Consider the following 17,715-nt stretch of genomic DNA (forward strand, 5'->3'; position numbering starts at 1 on the left):
ATGACCGCCCCTCCTCATAATGAGCCAACGCTTGATGCGCAATCAGGAACAGACACAAGGATTTGTTTTAGGCCTCGCCGCCTACGGCATCTGGGGACTGTTTCCGCTATTTTTTAGCCTGCTGACCAGCATTCAGCCGACCCAGGTACTGCTGCACAGGGTGATCTGGTCCTGCCTGTTTGTGGCCTTGCTGATCACCCTGCGCCGTGGCTGGACAAAACTCGGCCCCCATCTGCGCAACGCTAAACTATGGCGCGCGCTGGGCGCCTCCTCGCTGCTGATCGCAGCCAACTGGCTTATTTTTATCTACGCCGTCGGGCAACAAAAGGTGCTCGCCACCAGCCTGGGATACTTTATGACCCCGCTGGTTAGCGCAGCATTGGCGGTACTGTTTCTGGGCGAGCATCTGAACCGGTTGCGCTTGATCGCGATCGGTCTGGCGCTTGCCGCAATCGTTTGGCAGGTTATCCAGCTAGGTGCCTTACCCTGGATTCCGATCAGTCTGGCGCTAACCTTCGGCATCTACGGATTGGTGCGTAAGCAAACACCAATCGACACACTATCGGGTCTGCTGTTGGAAACAGCACTGCTGCTGCCAGTCGCGCTGGTTTACTGGCTGTGGTTAAGCGTGCAGGGGAACAGTCAGTTCCTGGAACAAATGGACCTAACCCTGTTGATGATGACATCCGGTGTGGTTACCGCACTGCCGCTACTCGCATTCGCAGCAGCGGCCAAGCGGCTGTCACTGATGGCCATCGGCTTTATGATGTACCTCAACCCCACGCTGCAGTTTCTCACCGCGGTGATGTTATTTGAGGAACCTTTCGCAGTGGATCAATTGATAAGCTTTGTCTGTGTATGGACCGCACTGGCAGTGTTCAGCTATGACGCACTGCGACAGCGCGGACCCGGAGCCTGATTCAGGCTGACTTTGCGGTGCTGGCCAGCGCGGTAATGATCGGATGCCAATCGCGCAGCTGCTGCTCAACCAGCCGCAACTCATAGGGCCCCTCCGCCAGCTGCGCATACTCGCGGCGCAGTTCGTCGAAGCGAACTTCAATGTCCTGAGGTGAGAGGGCGTAAACTTCAGCCCGCCAGAGCAAAAATTTAACGTCGAACCGAAGTCTTTCGTTGATTTTCTTACCTTCCATGATGGCAGTCTCCCTGCTGGAGGCTTAACTTACTGCGTCATGGTTAGTATTCGTCAGCGCGCCATTTTTTTCTCTAGGAAAGAGGCCTATTTAGCAACCTTTTGGCTCCACTGCTGACCAATCAGGCCGGCCATAATCAGCGCCAGACCAGCCAGGGTTGATGGCAGAATGGGCTCCCCCAGAAACAGCGAGATAAACAGCAGCGACAGAAAGGGGGATATAAATATCAGGTTGGATATACGCGCCGTGCTGCGGGTATATTTCATCGCGTGTAGCCAGAGCACAAAGGTCAGCCCCATCTCGAACACCCCCACATAGGCGGCCCCCGGCAGACCGGCCCAGTTAATCGTATGCAGCTCGCCCGTTGCCAGGCAGTAGAGTGCAATCATCGGCACCCCACAGCTGAAGTTGAGAAACAGCGCCACCACCGGGTCACGGCTATCGCGGGTATTGAAGATCCAGTACAGCGCCCACAACAAGGTACTTAACAATGCCAACAACACCCCGCTCAGGCTGCCGAATTCAAGTGCCCAGGGTTGTCCGCGGGTGGCGATGACCAACACCCCGCCATAACAGACCAACGCCGCCAGCCCTTCCCCCAGCCGCAGCCGATGCCCCAGCAGAGGCACCGCCAGCAGGCTCATGGTCAGCGCCCAAGTGTAATTGATCGCTTGCGCTTCTTGTGCCGGCAACAGGTCGTAAGCCTGAAACAACACCAGGTAGTACAACGCGGGGTTAAGTGCCCCGAGCAAAAACGAGCCCCCCCACTCTCGCCGACTACTGTGGGCAATCTGGCGCCAGCGTCCGTTAAGCAGCAGATACCCACCGAGCACAGCCCAGGAAACCAGCGCCGCCCCCAGCAGCAACTGCGCCGGCGACAGATGGGCTAGGCTCAGTTTGAAGGCCGTCGCTACGGTGGACCAGCACAGTACCGCGGCCAAGCCAAAGACGTATGCACGGGTCTGGGATGAAATAGCGGCTGCAGCCACATGGCCTCCGGACACAAAGGAAACGGGTTTGATAACGCAGGCCGCAGTCTAGGGCGTTCCGACAGCCAATACAAAAAAAGACCCCGCGGAGGGGCCTTTAAGGGGGGAATCGCATGCCGAACTCAACGCTCGACGAATGCCCTTTCGATCACATAATGGCCGAGGTCGCCATGGCGGGCTTCGGTAAATCCCATTTGGTCGAGGATAGCGCAAGTATCCTTCAGCATCGAAGGGCTGCCACAGATCATGAAGCGGTCGTTTTCCAAACTGAACTCCGGCAGCCCCAGATCGCGACATAATTGGCCGCTTTGTATCAGGTCGGTCAGGCGCCCCTGATTGTGGAAGGGCTCGCGAGTGACGGTTGGATAGTAAAGCAGCTTGCCCCGCACCAGGTCACCAAAATACTCGTTACTGGGCAGCTCGTCAGTGATCTGGTCACGATAGGCCAGCTCCGACACGTAACGCACCCCGTGGGTCAGAATCACCCGGTCGTACTGTTCATACACCTCTGGATCCTTGATGATGCTCATAAAGGGAGCCAACCCGGTCCCGGTACTGATCAGATACAGATTACGCCCGGGTAGCAGATGGTCCATGATCAAGGTGCCGGTCGGCTTGCGACTCACCAATATCTGATCGCCCACCTGCACCTGCTGCAGCTTTGATGTCAACGGTCCATCAGGCACCTTGATACTGAAAAACTCCAGCTCATCTTCGTAATTGGCACTGGCGATACTGTACGCACGCATCAGCGGGCGCCCCTCATGCTCCAGCCCGATCATGGTGAAATGTCCGTTCTTGAAGCGAAACCCAGCAGAACGGCTGGTCTTGAAACTGAACAGGGTATCGTTCCAGTGATGGACACTGGTCACTTCCTCACGCAAAAAACCGCTCATTGTTCGCCTCTATTTATATAACCAAATCAGATAAAAACAGGCCACGTTAAACCTTGAACACAAGATAGACCGCCCGTAATCTATCGGTAAAACAAATAGTTTAAATTTACCTTATCGATTATTTCGATTATGAGATACAGCCTGCGCCAGCTCGAGGTCTTTCTCGAGACCGCCCATCAGCAAAATATCACCCGCGCAGCCGCGGCTCTGTCGATGTCGCAAAGTGCCGCCAGCAGCGCCCTGAAAGAGCTGGAGCAGCAGTTCGATATCCAGCTATTCGACCGGGTGGGCAAGCGCTTGCAACTGAACGAACTCGGGCGACTGTTGCAGCCGCGGGCGCAAGCGCTGATGGAGCAAGCACGAGCGCTGCAGCGGGACATGGACCAGCATGCCGATGCCGGCGCCCTCAAGCTGGGGGCCACCCTGACCATCGGCAACTATCTGATGGTACCGATGATGGCTCGCTATATGGAGATGGCTGGCGCCGCAGTGACACTGGAGGTGGCCAACACACGCACCATCGTCGAGCAGGTAGCCGCTTTCGAACTGGATCTGGGGCTGATTGAGGGCGAACTCCACCACAAGGAGCTTCACAGCCAGATCTGGCGCGACGACGAGCTGGTGGTTTTTTGCGCCCCCGGCCACCCGCTGGCCAGTTTGAAGGCGCTGGATGACGACGCCCTGACCAGCGCGCGCTGGATTCTCCGTGAGCCCGGCTCAGGCACTCGCCAAACGTTCGATCGCGCCATGCGCGGATTGTTGCCCCAACTGGACGTGGCGCTGGAGCTGCAACATACCGAAGCGATCAAACGCGCGGTCGAAGCTGGCCTGGGCGTGGGCTGCTTGTCACGGATTGCCCTGCAGGAAGCCTTCCGCCACCGTACACTGATACCGTTGCTAACACCGGGCCGCGATCTGCAACGTCACTTTTACCTCATCCATCATCGCCACAAATACCGTAGTGCCGGTCTCGAGCGCTGGCTGCAGCTATGCAAAGAATACGGAAGAGGCGCACAGACGAACCCGGCAGATAGCTGCTGACGCTCCTCAGGCAACCGGCTATGATGAGACCCTTTTTCAGTACTCCCCCTTTGTTACGAGGATTCCCCATGTCTCAATTCGACAAGGTCAGCGTGGTCAAAAAGGCCAACATCTATTTTGACGGCAAGGTTAGCAGCCGGGTCGTGCTGTTTGCCGACGGCAGCCGCAAAACCCTGGGCATCATGCTTCCCGGCGAGTATCAATTCGGCACGGAGCAGCGCGAGCTGATGGAGATTCAGCAAGGCGAGCTGGAAGTGTTGCTGCCGGGCAGCAACAGCTGGCAAAGCATCAGCGGCGGGCAGTCATTTGAAGTGCCGGCCAACGCCAAGTTCGATCTCAGGATCACCAGTGTGGTTGACTACTGCTGCTCCTACTTCGACTGAGTAGATCCTTGTGTATCTCGCCCTGAGCGACATTGCCTGGTGCGTCGGCTTCGGCGCACTGGTACTGGTCTGGTGGCACGGACGCGGCATCAAGGATGCCGCCCTGCGCGCCACCCGTCGCCACTGCGATGAACTGGACCTGCAACTGCTGGACGAATCCCTGGTGCTGCGCTCCATTCGCCTTGGCCGCGACCCGGGCGGCTGGCCGCGGCTGCGCCGGCGATATAGTTTCGAGTTTTCCGCGACCGGCGACGAGCGGTATAGCGGCGAAACCCTGCTGTTGGGGCGACGCGTTCAGCGGATAGAGCTGCCACCGCACCGTAACCCGGAACTTTAGGCGCGACTATACTTTCCCAAACCCGTTACTCTGGAGTGATTCAATGATGAAGACTTTGCCTATCCTGAGCGCCGCGCTGTTAACGACCCTGATGATACAGCCGGCTATGGCCAAAGAGGACAACTACGGTCAAAGCGTAAAGAAAGAACGCCACGCCATGATCGAGGAACGGAAAAGCGAGCGCGACACAGAGCGCGAGCAAGCCAAAGCGGAGAAGCGAGGAGACGATGACGACAGCTCCGGCGCGGAACGTCGAATGGAAAAGAAAATGGAGAAAAACAAAGCGGGCCGTCCGGAGTAACTAGCCCGCGATAGAACTCGGCGGCACCTCAGCACCGCCCGCCACCCAGTCGGTTAGTGACCGCAGCTGCCATCGTGCACGTGACCGTGGGCTTTTTCTTCCTCGGTTGCGTCGCGCACTTCAACCACTTCCACTTCAAAGTTAAGCACTTTACCCGCCAGCGGGTGGTTGCCATCGACGGTGACTTCCTCACCCGCCACCTTGGTTACCACCACGGACACCGGACCGCTCGCGGTGCTGGCCTCAAAGCGCATGCCCTCGGCAACGTTATCAACGCCACTAAAAGCTTCCATCGGCACGGTCTGAACCAGCTCGTCGCGCACCGGGCCATAGCCCTCTTCGGGCTCAACCCGGACACTGAGGCTGTCGCCATTGGTTTTGCCGACCAGCGCAGCCTCCAGACCGGGAATGATGTTTCCCACACCGTGGAGGTAGGCCAGCGGAGTGCCACCCTCGGAACTGTCGAGCACCTCGCCCGCGTCGTCGCGCAGGGTGTAATGAAAGCTGGCTACTTTGTTGTCGGCAATCTGCATGATGATCCCATCTGTTGGAGTGAATGTAGGGTCAGCATAACGCCTTTGACGATCACTGCAACCCGCGACAAAGTCAGCGAGCCGTATCGGCGTAATCGCGCCCGATAGCGCTGACCGGGAGTTCCAGACCCAATTCAGGTACTTGCAAACCTATCCAGGCAGGAAAGGTATTGCTGTTGGGGCCGGGGAAAAGACGGTATTCATTCGCCCAGGGATAGCGTTTGGCAGCCTGATCCACCGCCTCGATCAATTGTTCTACTCCCGCGCCCCGACGATCCAACAGCAGCTGCGGCCGGCTCCCAAACCAGTAACGGTCCGGATAATCCTGATAAACCCGCAGCGCTGGCTGGCCATGATTCACACGCCAACCTACAACGTCATAGACGGTATAGCGGCTGGCGCCCTCCGGCTTGACCGCGATCCAGGTATGAATACCGAACCAGCCGCGCCAACCATAGGCCGAAGCCCCGTAGACCTGCAGCACCGCCTCATCCGTTACCATCGGGTCCGGGGCGATTCCTGCCGGTTCGCGACTGGCCGTGCGCCAGCCGTCATCATCCCGAGCCACCAGAATGACGGCGAGAACCGGCACGATCAACCACAGACTGTATAAACGCATACCCCCTCCTTGTTAGCTGTGACAGAGCGCTGACGCACAGGTTCGATCCGCATTGCTGTCAAAGCGGGCCGCCTATATCATGTAGCTTCCTCTGGAGTACCTCATGCAACCCTCTGATCCCAATCATAGCGTCAACCGCCAGCGCATCCTCAAACAGTTAGGGCTGGATCGGTACCTGACGCATCGCACCTGCTGGGAGCTGGGCGAACTGCCCCTGCACTGCGAACTCTATCCGGCCGACCCGCATGACCCCTTGGTGATTTTCATCCCGGGTATAGGTACCTACAGCGAGATATACACCGAGTTTCTGTATCGCTTTTCCCAACGCGGATACAACCTGCTGAGCATAGACCTTCGCGGCCACGGGTACTCCGGCGGCCCCCGAGGTGACTATTCAGTGGAAGAGGTTATCCGTGATCTTGGCCAGGTCATCGACTACGCACGTCAGCACTTTGACGGGCCGCTGGTGCTGTTCGGCTGCTCCATCGGCGCCCGTCTGGGGTTGGCATTTGCGGAAGCGGATTCACGCCTCGACGCGCTGATCTGTCACACTCTTTTTCTTAACGAGCGGCCACCGGACCTCTGGCATATGCTGGGCTGGAGTTGGCTGTCGATGAATGCGATGTGGATGCCGCAATTAAAGACCGATTTCCGCCAGTTCGTTGATGTCAACGCACTACTGGAGCACAACCCCATGGGACAGTTTGCCAGTCAGGACTCGCTGCTGGTGTGGGAGTACCCCCTGCGCACGCTTAACAGCGCCTATTCCCATCCCAGCCGGATTCTGCAGCAACCACTGGGGATTCCCGCGCTGTTGCTGTTTGGCGAAAAGGACCATGTTCTGCCACCGGACTACCTTCGCAGCCTGGCGGGGGCATCGAAGCAGCCCTTCACCCTAATCGAGATCGCCGACGCGGGCCACATGTTGCCCTTTGACCATATCGAAGAAACGCTGGAAGCCACCGACAACTGGTTGAAAAATAACGTCCGCTAGCCACCAGATCATCTATGCTTAGTGAACCGGCACCAGCGCCGGTTCACTAAGCAGCTATTAAGGGTCCGGCATGCACGCCAACGCGCTATCTCTACTCCTTATTACCACTCTCCTCGCCGGCTGTGCGCCTTCGTTCGAAGAGGAGTACAAAGCAGCACAGGCGGAGATTGCCAGCCTCAAGCAGCAGCTGGCGGAAACCCAGCGCAAGCTGCGCGCAGCCGATAACGAAGTGCGCCACAAGATATTCACCCTCGCCCGGCGCGCCAATAATTACCTGCAGTCGACCACCTTCGATGCGGCCGAGATCGATAGGCTGCACAAGGAGCTGCTGGTCCACCTTGACAGCTATACCCAGCTGAACGGCGCGGCCGATCAGGTCGCCCTGGTGGCGCGGTTCTATACCGACAAGCTGGATACCATTCTGACCCTGCGCAAAGATGCGATGCGCGCCTACGACCGCCAGTACAACGCTTGCCTGTCAGACCTCGACAGTAGCGGCAAGAAAAGTGACATCAGCACCATGTTGTGTGAAGTGCAGGCGGATGTAGCACGCAAAGACCCGAGCACGAAACTGCTCGCGTCCACCGCTGCGCTGATAGAAGTGGGACGGGAACTGCTCGATAGCGAACGCCAGGACGGCACCGCCAGCATGTCGCTGGAGCAGGCAGAGAACCGCTTTCAGGGACGTATCGATGAGCTGGTAAAAAATCCCGCCAGCTGACCCCAAAAATGAAAAACCGCGGACATCCTGTCCACGGTTTCACAAGTCTCTCTGGTGAGCAGAGGGTAGGCTATCTTCCGTCATAGCAGTCAGATCCATCTGCTACCCCGGTGCTCGAAAGCCATTATTGCCCTTACCAATGGCAGGGAGAATAGGAAAAAATCCTAATCAGTGTCACGCCGCACACGCTTGCGCACAGCCAGGGTCAAGCGCGACAGGCACACCAGATCTCCACGTTCGCTGGTGATGCGAATCTCCCAGACCTGACTCGTTGCTCCCAGCATCACCGGCCTCGCCGTACCGGTAACCCGCCCGCGCCTCACCGGACGCAGGTGATTGGCGTTGACCTCCATCCCGAGGCAGCAGTAGCGCTCGGGATCAACGCAATAGTTACCGGCTACGCTACCCAAGGTTTCCGCCAGCACCACCGAGGCGCCGCCATGTAGCATACCAAAGGGCTGGTGGGTTCTGGCGTCTACCGGCATGGTCGCAACCAGATAATCGTCACCCACTTCGCTATAGCGAATGTCAAGGTGAGCCATCAGCGTGTCAGAGGACGACCCATTGAGTTGGTCGAGGGATGGGGGGCGATGCCAAATCGCCATATGGCGCTCTCCGCTAAGCAAAAGCTTAACGCTATCACGCACGCCTCCGCCGGACCAGCGTCCACTTGCCTGCCCTGCGGCAGCGGCTTAAGCTAGCCCTCTTCAGAAAGGGAACCACCGTGCATCCGTATTTACCTCCGCTCCGCCACCTGATGCTGCCAGTGCTGTTGCTGAGCACCTTCGCTATATCCGGGCCATGGTTCGGGCGCCTGCTGTCTCCCTGGGATACTACCCTGACACTTCTTCCGCCCCTGCTGACACTGCTGCTTCTGCTGCTGGCCGGCTACTTCAACAGCAGTCGGGCACTTCTCGGAACTCTGCTACTCGCCCTCCTGTACGCCGCCCCGCCAACACTGCCGGCAGCAGCCACCCTGCCACTGTTCGCCTGCAACCTGGCACTGATCAGCCTTTACCGCGAACGCGGAACACTCAACCGCTGGGGGCTCCTTCGGCTTGCAGTGATCCTCATTCAGGCCGCACTAGTGTGGGCCGGCGCTCAGCATCTTCCTGACCTAGTAGCGCTGGCCGCCTTTCACCCAACCTGGCTGCCTGCGTATATGCCGCCGTTACCCGTCGTAGCGAGCCTGTGCCTGTGCAGCATCTGGCTACTGGTACTGACAGTGCAACGCCAGCAGCGGGTAGAGGCGAGCCTGCTGGCAACGCTGGTGATTGGGGCCTGGCTGCAGCTGGCATCACTGCCAGGTCTTGAACGCCAGATTCTCCTGGTGCTCGGACTCGGCTTGTGGACTCTGGCACTGCTTGGCCATGGTCACGGTTTAGCCTATCACGACGAGCTAACCGGCCTGCCCGGCCGCCGGGCCCTCAACGATGCGCTACTCCGACAGGGGCGCCGCTATGCCGTGGCGATGTTGGACGTTGATCACTTCAAGCGCTTTAACGACCGCTACGGCCATGAAGTCGGCGATCAGGTACTCAAACTGGTCGCATCCAAACTGGCACGGGTCAGGGCGGGAAAAGCTTACCGGTATGGGGGTGAAGAGTTCAGCATTCTGTTTTCCGGCCGTGATAGCCAAGGCGCACTCGAAGCACTGGAGCAGGTTCGGGTCGATATCGAGCAGGCACGGCTGCAACTGCGCAGCCCCGAGCGCCCCCGTTCAACCCGACAGGGCAAAACACAGCGGGGGAAGAGCAACTCCGGCAATAAACAGGTCGCGGTCACCATCAGTATCGGCGTCAGCGACAGCCATAGCGACAACCCCATTGGCGCTGCCGACAAGGCTCTCTATCGCGCCAAACGTCAGGGTCGTAATCGGGTCTGCCGTTGATCGCACGGACAAGGCTATCGGTGTAGCCGGCGTAACACTTCATAGGCTTCGCGCACAGCCACGAAACGGGCCGGATCGCCTCCGCGATCAGGGTGATGGCGGGCGGCCAGATCACGGAAGCGACAACGAATCTGAGTCCAGGATGCTTCGGCGTCCAGCTGCAACTGCTGCAACGCTCCCTGAACTTCGTCACCCGCCCACAACCGTTGCCAGAAACGGTCCAACATCGCCCGCACCCCATCGCCATCGGTCTTGTCCAGTACCGACATATCAAGATAGTAGGCACGCAACTTAGGCTCGGCCGGATCGGCGGCAACAGCGCTTCCGTTGCTATCACACAAAGGGACCAGCTCTATTTTCAGGGGGGATATGAGCAAGCGCAGCCCTTGCTCGGCATAGTGGGGTTGCAGTCGATAAAGCGCATTCATAACCACAAAGTGACGCTGAAACAAGGCCTGATCGGCGTCCCCCTGCACCGCAGGCAGCTCCACGTTATTACGTCGCAACCAATCAAGCAGCAGATACTCGGATATACCTTGCGGGTGTTGGGCAAGGCAATCGATGATGGGATTGATCAGAGGGTTGGGGCGGGGCATAGGGTCTCCAGCAACATCCAGCCCAAGCTACCAGCCTACGGCGGTGATCGCCAGTCTAACCCGGACCAGATCAGCGTTATGCTGAGTTCCAAACCGCAGCAACGGCATGACGCGTTGCACCCGATCCAGGCTATCGCCCCTTCGAACCGCCGCCTGCCCCCCTGGATCAGGATATCCCGCTACGCCATACCGCGACACAAGCGAGTTGCAACAGCGTTTATGCTGCGCTTCGGAATCCGCTCAGGCGAGCACCCGCTGCCAGGCAATAACGGTATCCAGCATCCGGTTGGAGAAGCCCCATTCGTTGTCGTACCAGGCCATAACTTTCAGCAAGCGCCCCTGAACTCGGGTCTGGCGTGCATCGAAGATTGATGAGGCTGGATTGTGGTTGTAGTCGATCGACACCAGTTCGATATCGTTGTACCGCAGCACCTCCGATTCGCCCGCCGCGATCAACATGGCGTGATTAACCTCATCGACTGTCACCGCCCGCTTCATCACCAGACTCAAGTCCACCAGTGACACATTAACCGTTGGCACCCGCACCGCCATGCCATCCAGACAGCCGTTCAGCTCCGGCAACACCTGCCCCAAGGCGGTAGCAGCCCCGGTCTTGGTAGGAATCATCGACTGAGTCGCCGACCGCGCCCGGTAGAGGTCCTTGGCATGCACATCGGTCAGCGCCTGATCATTGGTATACGCATGAATGGTGGTCATCAAACCGCTTTCAATGCCGAAGGCATCGTTCAGTACCTTAACCACCGGCGCCAGGCAGTTAGTGGTGCAGGATGCGTTGGAGATGATTTGCTGCTCCGCCGACAGCTGATGATCGTTGACACCGTACACAATGGTGGCATCAACCTCTTCGCCCGGGGCCGAGATCAGCACCCGCCCCGCACCTGCAGTCAGGTGGGCATCGGCGGTTTTCCGTGAACGAAACTTGCCGGTACACTCCAGCACGAAGTCCACCTTGAGCTCATCCCATGGCAGTTTGGCGGGATCGGTCTCAGAGAGGAAACGGATAGGATCACCGTTCACGACAATGGTGCCGGCCTGCTCCTGCACGTCAGCCTCGAAGCGGCCATGGATGCTATCGTACTTCAGCAGGTGTGCGTTGATATGGACGTCGCCCATATCGTTGATCGCGACGATTTCGATGGAGCGGCGATAGCCTTCCTCATACAGCGCGCGTAAAACATTGCGACCGATACGGCCAAAGCCATTAATCGCGACTCGAATGGTCATAGTTCATCTCCCAGATATCGGGAGCCGGCAACGTTGCCAGCCTGCCTATAGGATTAGCCGGTTTTGATCGCTAAGGCTATGGGTTGGATCAACTTTTTTATCAGCGCTGGATGCTGTAGGTTTTGAAACGATCGAGATTACGGCTTTCGCGGCTGGGCTGCGCTTCGGCGGGGGAAGCCGGTTCAGCAGCCTGCCCGGCGGGCGGGCTGGTGCCTTTGAGAGTATGACGATTGAGAAACTCGATATAGCGGCGATCAGCCTCAGGACTGATGCCGACCTGACCGGCGTTGGTGCGGGAAGGCACGTAAATCTCGGCATCAGGGGCACATTGAATGGAGCTAAACTCCTTCAGCTTCTGCAGGTCTTCACACTTCCAAATCACCAGCTCTTCAGCCTGCACGGTGGCAGCACCCAGCACCAGTGACAGCATCAATACGTGAAATCGCAATACCGTGCTCCTTGGCCTCGTCCTAACCGCACCAGTATAAAAAAGAAAACCCCCGCCGACCACAGGCCGGCGGGGGTTTCGAGATGCGTTAAGCGAGAGCCTTAGGCTGCTTGCTTGGCCGCTTTCTTAACCGCTGCTTCAACTTCAGCAGCAGTTTTCTTGGCAGAGTCTTCAACTACAGCAACGAAAGCTTCTTTAGCTTCGGTGATAGCTGCGATGCTCTTCTCAGCGGTCTGTGCCATTTTGGCTTCCAGCGCCTTGTAGTAAGAAACCTGCAGGTCCAGAGCGGACTTGGGGTCTTTGCACTGAGACAGCGCTTGAAACTGCTCCAGGCTGGCGTTAACAACTTCAGTGAAGCTGTCTTTCTGGACGTTAGCCAGAGTTTCCAGAACCTTCTTGTTGGTCTCGGCCAGATCCATAACAGGCTGCAGGCGCGCTTTCATATCTTCAAACATTTTGTCGTACATGGTGTATACCTCGGGCGGTAAGGGTTAAGTACTTTTTGCTGCGTTGCAGCATGGAATCCACTATAGCACTGCCAAGACACATGTCAATACTTTTTTTGTGCGCCGCACAAAACACATAGAGACCCTTGTTACTGCCCGTTCGCAGGGCAAAAAAAATCCCCCGGGTCGCTACCACGGGGGATTCTCTGATCGCTAACTGGGAGTTACTTGCCAGTCGCTTTCTTTACCGCGCCTTCAACCTCAGCGGTTGCTTTCTTGGCAGCTTCTTCAACCGCAGCAACGAAAGCTTCCTTCGCCTCGGTGATAGCGGCAATGCTCTGTTCAGCACTGTTGGCCATCTTGGACTCAAGGTCCTTGTAGTACTTCATCTGCAGGTCCAGGGCCGCTTGCGGCTCTTTTACCTGAGACAGCGCCTTGAACTGTTCCAGGCTGGCGTTAACCATTTCAGTCATGGAATCTTTCTGCACAGCAGCCAGCTTTTCCATGGCTTTCTTGTTGGTTTCAGCCAGATCCAGAACCGGCTGCATGCGGGACTTCATGTCGTCAAAGATTTTGTCGTACATTGGCTTTCACCTCTATGTAATCTGATTGTTGCACTGCAATAACAGCTAGGTTCGGAATATAGCGATGCCAGTAGCGGCTGTCAACACTTTTGTTGCACTGCAACAAACTAATTTTCTGCCGCCTCTCCGCGCTCAAAATAAAGCTCCAGCGGCACCGGCAGCTGCTGGCGCAGAAACGCACCCAGACAGCGCATCTCCTCGTCACCCCAGGCTTTGGCCGCACTTTCGGTCGGCTGGCGCGCCAGCGTATAAGCCTGAATTTTGGTGATCCGACACCCCTGTTTCAATCGCTCTTTCACACAGTCCCGGTAACCGGCGTAGTCTTCCACCCGAAACGGGATATCTCCCCAGTTGAAGAAACAGGATTGCAGCGTAACCGGATAACGAGCCGCAAAACGGTCGAGTGTTGCCAACAACCGGTCGCAGCGCAAGCGGGTGCGATTCAGCGCCTCCAGCGAAGCCTGATCCCAGTAATCGAGCTTGAACCAGACCTCACCATCGGCGGCGTAGAAGCCATCCCACTCTGCCACCAGGTCCGCACGCTCCAACCCTGAGCCGTTGGTGAACAGTACCAGCCGCACCCCCTGCAGACGAAACTCCTGCTTGAGCCGCCGCAGCAGAGACAACACTGCAGGCAACTCCCGGACCACGCTGGGCTCGCCATCACCCGCTAGCGCAATATCTCGCAACGGATAACCGCGAAACCCCTCGCCGGCAATGCGCTCGAGCCAGAAACGCAGTTCCTGCTCCAACTGAGTCAGATCAGGCGCCCGTGGCGGAAGGCGACCCTCTCGCTCCACCTGGCAGTAGACACAGTCGAAGTTGCAACGTTTGTCCGGGTTCATGTTGATCCCCAGCGACAGCCCGCGGGAGCGACGCGACACCACCGGATATACCAGTCGGTCGAACTCGCTCAGGCGGCTATGATGCTGGTAGCCCAGCTGGATCTGGGCATCGATATCGGTCATCTCAGCCCTGAGCCTGCCGCAGAATCTGCTTGTAAGCCGCCACTGCCGGCCCCAGACCCATCATCAGGGCATCAGCGATCAAGGCGTGGCCGATCGACACCTCTTCCAACCCATCGATGGTGGCCATCAGTCCAAGGTTGTCCAGATTAAGATCATGGCCGGCGTTGACTCCCAGGCCGACAGCCCGTGCCCGTGCCGCCGCATCGACAAAGCGCTGGAAAGTGCTTGCCTGCGCCGTCGTGCCGTAATCATCGGCATAGGATTCGGTGTACAGCTCAATGCGGTCAGCGCCCAGAGCCGCAGCACGTTCAATATCGGGTGAGTCGGCATCCATAAACAGGCTGACCCGGATTCCCTGCTGCTTGAGCTGGGCAATAATCGGCCGCAGGTGCTCGCCATCGACGGCCAGATCCCAACCGTGATCCGAGGTCAGTTGGTCCTGGGCATCTGGCACCAGGGTGCACTGCTGCGGTTTCACCTCGGTTACCAGCGCCAAAAAGCCGGGATAATCTCCCACAGCACCCTCAAACGGATTACCCTCGATGTTGAACTCCACCTCAAGCATCGCTGCCAGTTCGCGCACATCGTCAGGGCGGATGTGGCGGAGGTCCGGACGGGGATGAACCGTGATCCCGTCGGCACCGTGCGCCAATGCCACGCGGGCAGCCTCGGTAACGCTGGGAATACCGGACAGGCGGGAGTTGCGCATCAAGGCAACTTTATTGAGATTGACACTTAGCGCCGTCATCAGAGCTCTCCTCAAAAACAAGGGGATTATTGTAGGCGCTTTCGCAGCCGGCATCACCCACCGACAGGCATCTATACTCTGCATAGCCGTTTCAGGAAGACATCATGAAGAGCACCATAACCATTGCCCCCCTTGTCGCCCTTGCGCTGCTGACGGGATGCGCCACCAACCCCTGCTCGCCGCTTTACAACGAGCTGACCGAACTCGACCGGTTTATGCAGGAACCGGGCTACGCGCGTCAGCATATCCGCTACCCGCTGCGCTACACCGAAATCAAGGATGGCGAGGTCAGGCTGGACACCGAGCTCGACGAAGCCGAAGCGTTACAGCGACACGCTGCGATTCAGCAGGGACGCGCTCTGACTCAATACCACCAGCGCATCGCCGTCCCCATTCGGGAGGGCGACAGCTATGTAATCAGAGCCGGGCCTGCCGGACAGCCAGCGACCGACATCTACCGCTTCGAGCCGGGATTATGCGAGGTCACGCTGGTCGAATACCGACGCTATTTATGAGCGCTGTCGGTGACCAGCAAGCGACCACAGAGCAGACGAATCTGGTCCAGTTCATCCTGATGGCCAACGGCCAGAAGACTTTGACCAAAGCAGTAGCTGTAAAAAAGGTAGGCCCGGGCTTCCGCCTCAGCATCTGCGCACCCGAGCGAGCGAAACAGCCCCGCCACCGCCGCCAGGCGCTCACGGTCAACAACCGCGATGGTCGCTGCGGCCGCCTCCGACTGCCGCGCCCAGCTGCGCACTGCCAGTTCAATGGCATTGCCGCGGGGGTTGGTCTGATCAGTGTACAGCCCCAGCAGGTAGTTCAGCGTCGCCACAGGATCAGTCTCGCGCGCAACCTGACCGCGAATGGTCTCGATACGGCGCTGGCACCAATGCTCCAGCATGCGCTCAAGCAGATCGCCGCGATTTTTGAAATGCCAGTAGAATCCGCCTTTGGTGACGTTCAGCCGCTTGGCCAGCACTTCGATCTTGATGCTGTCGACGCCGCCTTCGGCCAGCATCGCGAACGCTTCGTTGATCCAGTCTTCAGGCAGTAATTTGATGTTCATGAACGGAGTCCGGGACGGTGAGCGACTATACGATAACGTATAGTCGCTCAAAGTAAAACGTCATGAACTGCATTCACAGGCCGAGAACCCGCCCCGCCCCCTCCGGCATTGCCAGGCTGCGATGCTGGCGCGCCATCTCTTTCAGCTGCGCCAGCGCCTGCGGTGGGAAGGGACTACTGCGCCGAGTTTCCATGCTGACATGAATCAGCAACAGCTCGTTGGTCGCGGCGAGATAGCCCTCGTCACGATGAAACATCTGGTGGAAGATCCGCATCTTCTTGCTATCGAATCCCAGCAGTTGGGTGGTGACATAGAGAGGGGCGTGTTCCAGCAACTCACGTCGGTAGCCAACGTTCATATCGACCACAAAGGCCGAATGAGAGCTAGCGCGCGCATACTCTGCACCGATGGTGAGGTTGTCGAGAAAAAGATCGGTGGCCTGATCAAATGCCGCCACATAATGGGCCACATTCATATGGCCGTTGTAGTCGATCCACTCCGGCAGTACCCGACAGTGGAATACGCTGAACGGAACGCGAGCGTCCATGGCAGCACCTCTTGTTGTTGTTTTTAGGTGTTACGATGGGAAAAGCCTAACCCCTGACAAAGCCCTTTGCCAATAAATTTGTGCAATCGCAGCATTTTTCTATAGATCCAAACGACCTAGCGCCGTTCTTAATAGTGTCACTCTAGCCAGAACAAGCTCTGCATTGGCCGGCCCCAGCCGCAGCATCTGCTTGTGCACCGCAGAAAGACGTTCCAGTTCCGGGTCAGCAAACTTGTACATCACTGACGGCTGCTCCAGCGCCAGCGCCCGCGATTTCAAGGGACTGTCGAGCAGATGATCCAGCGCCTGCAACAGGCGCTGGTGGAACGACCGGCGCGGGTATCCGAGCTCTGCGTAAGCCTGTTGCATCAGCGGATAGTAGCGCTGATACAACCCTACCGCCGCATCCGTCGGCAGGCCTTCAACCAGTCCCACGTACAGACTGTAGCGCCCGAAGTTATAGCCATCGAGCCACAGTCCGCTAGCGGTTTCCGAGGCCTTGAAGCCCTCTTTAGGCCCACGCAACAGGCTGTGTTTACGCGGAATCCGCCCCTCCGCCATGTTGTCCACGACCACCACAAACTTACGGATCAATTCTGCGTCGATCAGCAGGTCGGCCAGCGCGTTACTGGGATCTAGGCCCAACAGCCCGTCACGAAACAGCGCATCGCTGTCGTCGAGCGTAGGCAGGGACGGCTTGGGTGCCACGACGGCAGCCTCGGTCGCACGCTCATCCGCCAGAGGCGGACTGTCCAGAGCATCGGGCGGCGACTCAACCTGCTCCGGCGGGGCTACCAGCTGTAATCGCTCCTGCGTCAGCACAGGGTCAGCAGCCGGAGGCGAGTCTGCAGGCAGGGGATCGGAGTTCACGGGCGTCGGTGAGAGTGTAAGTCCAGACGGTAGAGCCCCCGGCTGTAGCAACAGGTAACCTACAGCGGCGACCATGCCGACCGCGGCCAGCGCCACCAATCCGCGCAGCAGACCAGCGCCGTGCTGCACCTGACAAGAGGAAGTTCGATCAATACTGCGTTGCGGCCACCCGTTCAACTGATGTGCTCCGATACCTTTGATTAGACGTTGGTAAGCTTAGATCAGAGCGAGTTCCACTGAACAGCAAAAAGCGCCCTGAGCCGATGATTGCCCACACCCGGCACTCAGTCACCACGAGCCCGGATCATGATATAGGTCAGCCGGACCACGAAAAGTCGTCA

Annotated in this window: 25 protein-coding genes; 9 read left to right on the forward strand and 16 right to left on the reverse strand. The window is 58.1% G+C overall.

The features are described from left to right. The first annotated feature begins 34 nt into the window (after window positions 1-34). Window positions 35-919, forward strand: coding sequence for an EamA family transporter RarD (gene rarD, locus JJQ76_RS04865; RefSeq protein ID WP_246480299.1), 885 nt, complete (start codon window positions 35-37; stop codon window positions 917-919). Between the two features lies 1 nt (window position 920). On the opposite strand, the gene JJQ76_RS04870 is transcribed toward rarD, so the two are convergent. The 3 genes from JJQ76_RS04870 to JJQ76_RS04880 form a co-directional block, all read right to left on the reverse strand. After that, window positions 921-1,151 carry a hypothetical protein gene (locus JJQ76_RS04870; protein WP_210395601.1) on the reverse strand — a complete coding sequence of 77 codons (231 nt, stop codon included), beginning with the start codon at window positions 1,149-1,151 and terminating at the stop codon, window positions 921-923. Window positions 1,152-1,237: 86 nt separating this feature from the next. Further along, on the reverse strand, window positions 1,238-2,140 hold the full coding sequence (locus JJQ76_RS04875; RefSeq protein WP_343232483.1) for a DMT family transporter: 903 nt from the start codon (window positions 2,138-2,140) through the stop codon (window positions 1,238-1,240). A 122-nt stretch (window positions 2,141-2,262) separates the two neighbouring features. Further along, window positions 2,263-3,036, reverse strand: coding sequence for a ferredoxin--NADP reductase (locus tag JJQ76_RS04880; RefSeq protein ID WP_210395602.1), 774 nt, complete (start codon window positions 3,034-3,036; stop codon window positions 2,263-2,265). A gap of 129 nt (window positions 3,037-3,165) precedes the next feature. Between JJQ76_RS04880 and JJQ76_RS04885 the strand changes: the two genes are divergently transcribed. The 4 genes from JJQ76_RS04885 (at window position 3,166) to JJQ76_RS04900 (ending at window position 5,098) form a co-directional block, all read left to right on the forward strand. Continuing rightward, the gene (locus JJQ76_RS04885) at window positions 3,166-4,077 is read left to right on the forward strand and encodes a LysR family transcriptional regulator (RefSeq protein ID WP_210395603.1); all 912 of its coding nucleotides are present in this window, start codon (window positions 3,166-3,168) and stop codon (window positions 4,075-4,077) included. Between the two features lie 68 nt (window positions 4,078-4,145). Then, window positions 4,146-4,460 (forward strand): pyrimidine/purine nucleoside phosphorylase, encoded by a 315-nt coding sequence (gene ppnP, locus JJQ76_RS04890; protein WP_210395604.1) that lies wholly within the window; start codon window positions 4,146-4,148, stop codon window positions 4,458-4,460. 10 nt (window positions 4,461-4,470) lie between these two features. Further along, window positions 4,471-4,797 (forward strand): DUF3301 domain-containing protein, encoded by a 327-nt coding sequence (locus tag JJQ76_RS04895; protein ID WP_210395605.1) that lies wholly within the window; start codon window positions 4,471-4,473, stop codon window positions 4,795-4,797. A 43-nt stretch (window positions 4,798-4,840) separates the two neighbouring features. Continuing rightward, window positions 4,841-5,098 (forward strand): hypothetical protein, encoded by a 258-nt coding sequence (locus tag JJQ76_RS04900; RefSeq protein ID WP_210395606.1) that lies wholly within the window; start codon window positions 4,841-4,843, stop codon window positions 5,096-5,098. A gap of 53 nt (window positions 5,099-5,151) precedes the next feature. On the opposite strand, the gene JJQ76_RS04905 is transcribed toward JJQ76_RS04900, so the two are convergent. Continuing rightward, window positions 5,152-5,631: an FKBP-type peptidyl-prolyl cis-trans isomerase gene (locus tag JJQ76_RS04905; protein ID WP_210395607.1), complete on the reverse strand. Its 480-nt coding sequence runs from the start codon at window positions 5,629-5,631 to the stop codon at window positions 5,152-5,154. Window positions 5,632-5,704: 73 nt separating this feature from the next. Further along, entirely contained in the window at window positions 5,705-6,250 is a 546-nt protein-coding gene (locus JJQ76_RS04910; RefSeq protein ID WP_210395608.1) for a DUF3750 domain-containing protein, read from the reverse strand. A gap of 103 nt (window positions 6,251-6,353) precedes the next feature. On the opposite strand from JJQ76_RS04910, the gene JJQ76_RS04915 reads away from it, so the two are divergent. Next, on the forward strand, window positions 6,354-7,244 hold the full coding sequence (locus JJQ76_RS04915; protein WP_210395609.1) for an alpha/beta hydrolase: 891 nt from the start codon (window positions 6,354-6,356) through the stop codon (window positions 7,242-7,244). Window positions 7,245-7,314: 70 nt separating this feature from the next. Further along, window positions 7,315-7,965 (forward strand): hypothetical protein, encoded by a 651-nt coding sequence (locus tag JJQ76_RS04920; protein ID WP_210395610.1) that lies wholly within the window; start codon window positions 7,315-7,317, stop codon window positions 7,963-7,965. 164 nt (window positions 7,966-8,129) lie between these two features. On the opposite strand, the gene JJQ76_RS04925 is transcribed toward JJQ76_RS04920, so the two are convergent. Next, entirely contained in the window at window positions 8,130-8,570 is a 441-nt protein-coding gene (locus JJQ76_RS04925; protein ID WP_210395611.1) for a hotdog fold thioesterase, read from the reverse strand. A gap of 119 nt (window positions 8,571-8,689) precedes the next feature. On the opposite strand from JJQ76_RS04925, the gene JJQ76_RS18205 reads away from it, so the two are divergent. Next, window positions 8,690-9,856: a GGDEF domain-containing protein gene (locus JJQ76_RS18205; RefSeq protein WP_210395612.1), complete on the forward strand. Its 1,167-nt coding sequence runs from the start codon at window positions 8,690-8,692 to the stop codon at window positions 9,854-9,856. A gap of 14 nt (window positions 9,857-9,870) precedes the next feature. Here JJQ76_RS18205 and JJQ76_RS04935 read toward each other — a convergent pair whose 3' ends face one another. The 7 genes from JJQ76_RS04935 to JJQ76_RS04965 form a co-directional block, all read right to left on the reverse strand. Next, entirely contained in the window at window positions 9,871-10,452 is a 582-nt protein-coding gene (locus JJQ76_RS04935) for a DNA-J related domain-containing protein (RefSeq protein ID WP_210395613.1), read from the reverse strand. A gap of 240 nt (window positions 10,453-10,692) precedes the next feature. Further along, a complete protein-coding gene (gene gap / locus JJQ76_RS04940; protein WP_210395614.1) occupies window positions 10,693-11,697 on the reverse strand; it encodes a type I glyceraldehyde-3-phosphate dehydrogenase in 1,005 nt (334 codons plus the stop codon). Between the two features lie 100 nt (window positions 11,698-11,797). After that, on the reverse strand, window positions 11,798-12,145 hold the full coding sequence (locus JJQ76_RS04945) for a hypothetical protein (protein WP_210395615.1): 348 nt from the start codon (window positions 12,143-12,145) through the stop codon (window positions 11,798-11,800). 101 nt (window positions 12,146-12,246) lie between these two features. Beyond that, a complete protein-coding gene (locus tag JJQ76_RS04950) occupies window positions 12,247-12,612 on the reverse strand; it encodes a phasin family protein (protein ID WP_210395616.1) in 366 nt (121 codons plus the stop codon). 203 nt (window positions 12,613-12,815) lie between these two features. Continuing rightward, complete coding sequence (locus JJQ76_RS04955) at window positions 12,816-13,175, reverse strand: phasin family protein (RefSeq protein ID WP_210395617.1); 360 nt, start codon at window positions 13,173-13,175, stop codon at window positions 12,816-12,818. A 107-nt stretch (window positions 13,176-13,282) separates the two neighbouring features. Next, window positions 13,283-14,143 (reverse strand): radical SAM protein, encoded by an 861-nt coding sequence (locus JJQ76_RS04960; protein WP_210395618.1) that lies wholly within the window; start codon window positions 14,141-14,143, stop codon window positions 13,283-13,285. 1 nt (window position 14,144) lies between these two features. Next, window positions 14,145-14,891: a pyridoxine 5'-phosphate synthase gene (locus JJQ76_RS04965; protein WP_210395619.1), complete on the reverse strand. Its 747-nt coding sequence runs from the start codon at window positions 14,889-14,891 to the stop codon at window positions 14,145-14,147. A gap of 104 nt (window positions 14,892-14,995) precedes the next feature. On the opposite strand from JJQ76_RS04965, the gene JJQ76_RS04970 reads away from it, so the two are divergent. Then, a complete protein-coding gene (locus tag JJQ76_RS04970; RefSeq protein ID WP_210395620.1) occupies window positions 14,996-15,406 on the forward strand; it encodes a hypothetical protein in 411 nt (136 codons plus the stop codon). Here the strand turns inward: JJQ76_RS04970 and JJQ76_RS04975 are convergent. The 3 genes from JJQ76_RS04975 to JJQ76_RS04985 all read right to left on the reverse strand — a co-directional run bounded on the left by JJQ76_RS04975 (window position 15,397) and on the right by JJQ76_RS04985 (window position 17,551). Beyond that, window positions 15,397-15,957 (reverse strand): TetR/AcrR family transcriptional regulator, encoded by a 561-nt coding sequence (locus tag JJQ76_RS04975; RefSeq protein WP_210395621.1) that lies wholly within the window; start codon window positions 15,955-15,957, stop codon window positions 15,397-15,399. The two genes, JJQ76_RS04970 and JJQ76_RS04975, sit on opposite strands and share 10 nt — an antisense overlap. 73 nt (window positions 15,958-16,030) lie before the next feature. Next, entirely contained in the window at window positions 16,031-16,504 is a 474-nt protein-coding gene (locus tag JJQ76_RS04980; RefSeq protein ID WP_210395622.1) for a thioesterase family protein, read from the reverse strand. Between the two features lie 99 nt (window positions 16,505-16,603). After that, the gene (locus tag JJQ76_RS04985) at window positions 16,604-17,551 is read right to left on the reverse strand and encodes a DUF3014 domain-containing protein (RefSeq protein WP_210395623.1); all 948 of its coding nucleotides are present in this window, start codon (window positions 17,549-17,551) and stop codon (window positions 16,604-16,606) included. Between the last annotated feature and the right edge of the window lie 164 nt (window positions 17,552-17,715).

The organism is Motiliproteus sediminis (assembly GCF_017912535.1).
GTDB lineage: Bacteria > Pseudomonadota > Gammaproteobacteria > Pseudomonadales > Balneatricaceae > Motiliproteus > Motiliproteus sediminis.

Excerpts from the sequence above, each read along its gene's own strand:
- JJQ76_RS04980 (WP_210395622.1), bottom strand. The coding sequence starts at position 16,504 with ATGGACGCTCGCGTTCCGTTCAGCGTATTCCACTGTCGGGTACTGCCG.
- JJQ76_RS04915 (WP_210395609.1), top strand. The coding sequence starts at position 6,354 with ATGCAACCCTCTGATCCCAATCATAGCGTCAACCGCCAGCGCATCCTC.
- JJQ76_RS04920 (WP_210395610.1), top strand. The coding sequence starts at position 7,315 with ATGCACGCCAACGCGCTATCTCTACTCCTTATTACCACTCTCCTCGCC.
- JJQ76_RS04910 (WP_210395608.1), bottom strand. The coding sequence starts at position 6,250 with ATGCGTTTATACAGTCTGTGGTTGATCGTGCCGGTTCTCGCCGTCATT.
- JJQ76_RS04935 (WP_210395613.1), bottom strand. The coding sequence starts at position 10,452 with ATGCCCCGCCCCAACCCTCTGATCAATCCCATCATCGATTGCCTTGCC.
- JJQ76_RS04870 (WP_210395601.1), bottom strand. The coding sequence starts at position 1,151 with ATGGAAGGTAAGAAAATCAACGAAAGACTTCGGTTCGACGTTAAATTT.
- JJQ76_RS04900 (WP_210395606.1), top strand. The coding sequence starts at position 4,841 with ATGATGAAGACTTTGCCTATCCTGAGCGCCGCGCTGTTAACGACCCTG.
- JJQ76_RS04880 (WP_210395602.1), bottom strand. The coding sequence starts at position 3,036 with ATGAGCGGTTTTTTGCGTGAGGAAGTGACCAGTGTCCATCACTGGAAC.
- rarD (WP_246480299.1), top strand. The coding sequence starts at position 35 with ATGCGCAATCAGGAACAGACACAAGGATTTGTTTTAGGCCTCGCCGCC.
- JJQ76_RS04885 (WP_210395603.1), top strand. The coding sequence starts at position 3,166 with ATGAGATACAGCCTGCGCCAGCTCGAGGTCTTTCTCGAGACCGCCCAT.
- JJQ76_RS04970 (WP_210395620.1), top strand. The coding sequence starts at position 14,996 with ATGAAGAGCACCATAACCATTGCCCCCCTTGTCGCCCTTGCGCTGCTG.
- JJQ76_RS04975 (WP_210395621.1), bottom strand. The coding sequence starts at position 15,957 with ATGAACATCAAATTACTGCCTGAAGACTGGATCAACGAAGCGTTCGCG.
- JJQ76_RS04955 (WP_210395617.1), bottom strand. The coding sequence starts at position 13,175 with ATGTACGACAAAATCTTTGACGACATGAAGTCCCGCATGCAGCCGGTT.
- gap (WP_210395614.1), bottom strand. The coding sequence starts at position 11,697 with ATGACCATTCGAGTCGCGATTAATGGCTTTGGCCGTATCGGTCGCAAT.
- JJQ76_RS04905 (WP_210395607.1), bottom strand. The coding sequence starts at position 5,631 with ATGCAGATTGCCGACAACAAAGTAGCCAGCTTTCATTACACCCTGCGC.
- ppnP (WP_210395604.1), top strand. The coding sequence starts at position 4,146 with ATGTCTCAATTCGACAAGGTCAGCGTGGTCAAAAAGGCCAACATCTAT.
- JJQ76_RS04960 (WP_210395618.1), bottom strand. The coding sequence starts at position 14,143 with ATGACCGATATCGATGCCCAGATCCAGCTGGGCTACCAGCATCATAGC.
- JJQ76_RS04965 (WP_210395619.1), bottom strand. The coding sequence starts at position 14,891 with ATGACGGCGCTAAGTGTCAATCTCAATAAAGTTGCCTTGATGCGCAAC.
- JJQ76_RS04925 (WP_210395611.1), bottom strand. The coding sequence starts at position 8,570 with ATGGCGATTTGGCATCGCCCCCCATCCCTCGACCAACTCAATGGGTCG.
- JJQ76_RS04950 (WP_210395616.1), bottom strand. The coding sequence starts at position 12,612 with ATGTACGACAAAATGTTTGAAGATATGAAAGCGCGCCTGCAGCCTGTT.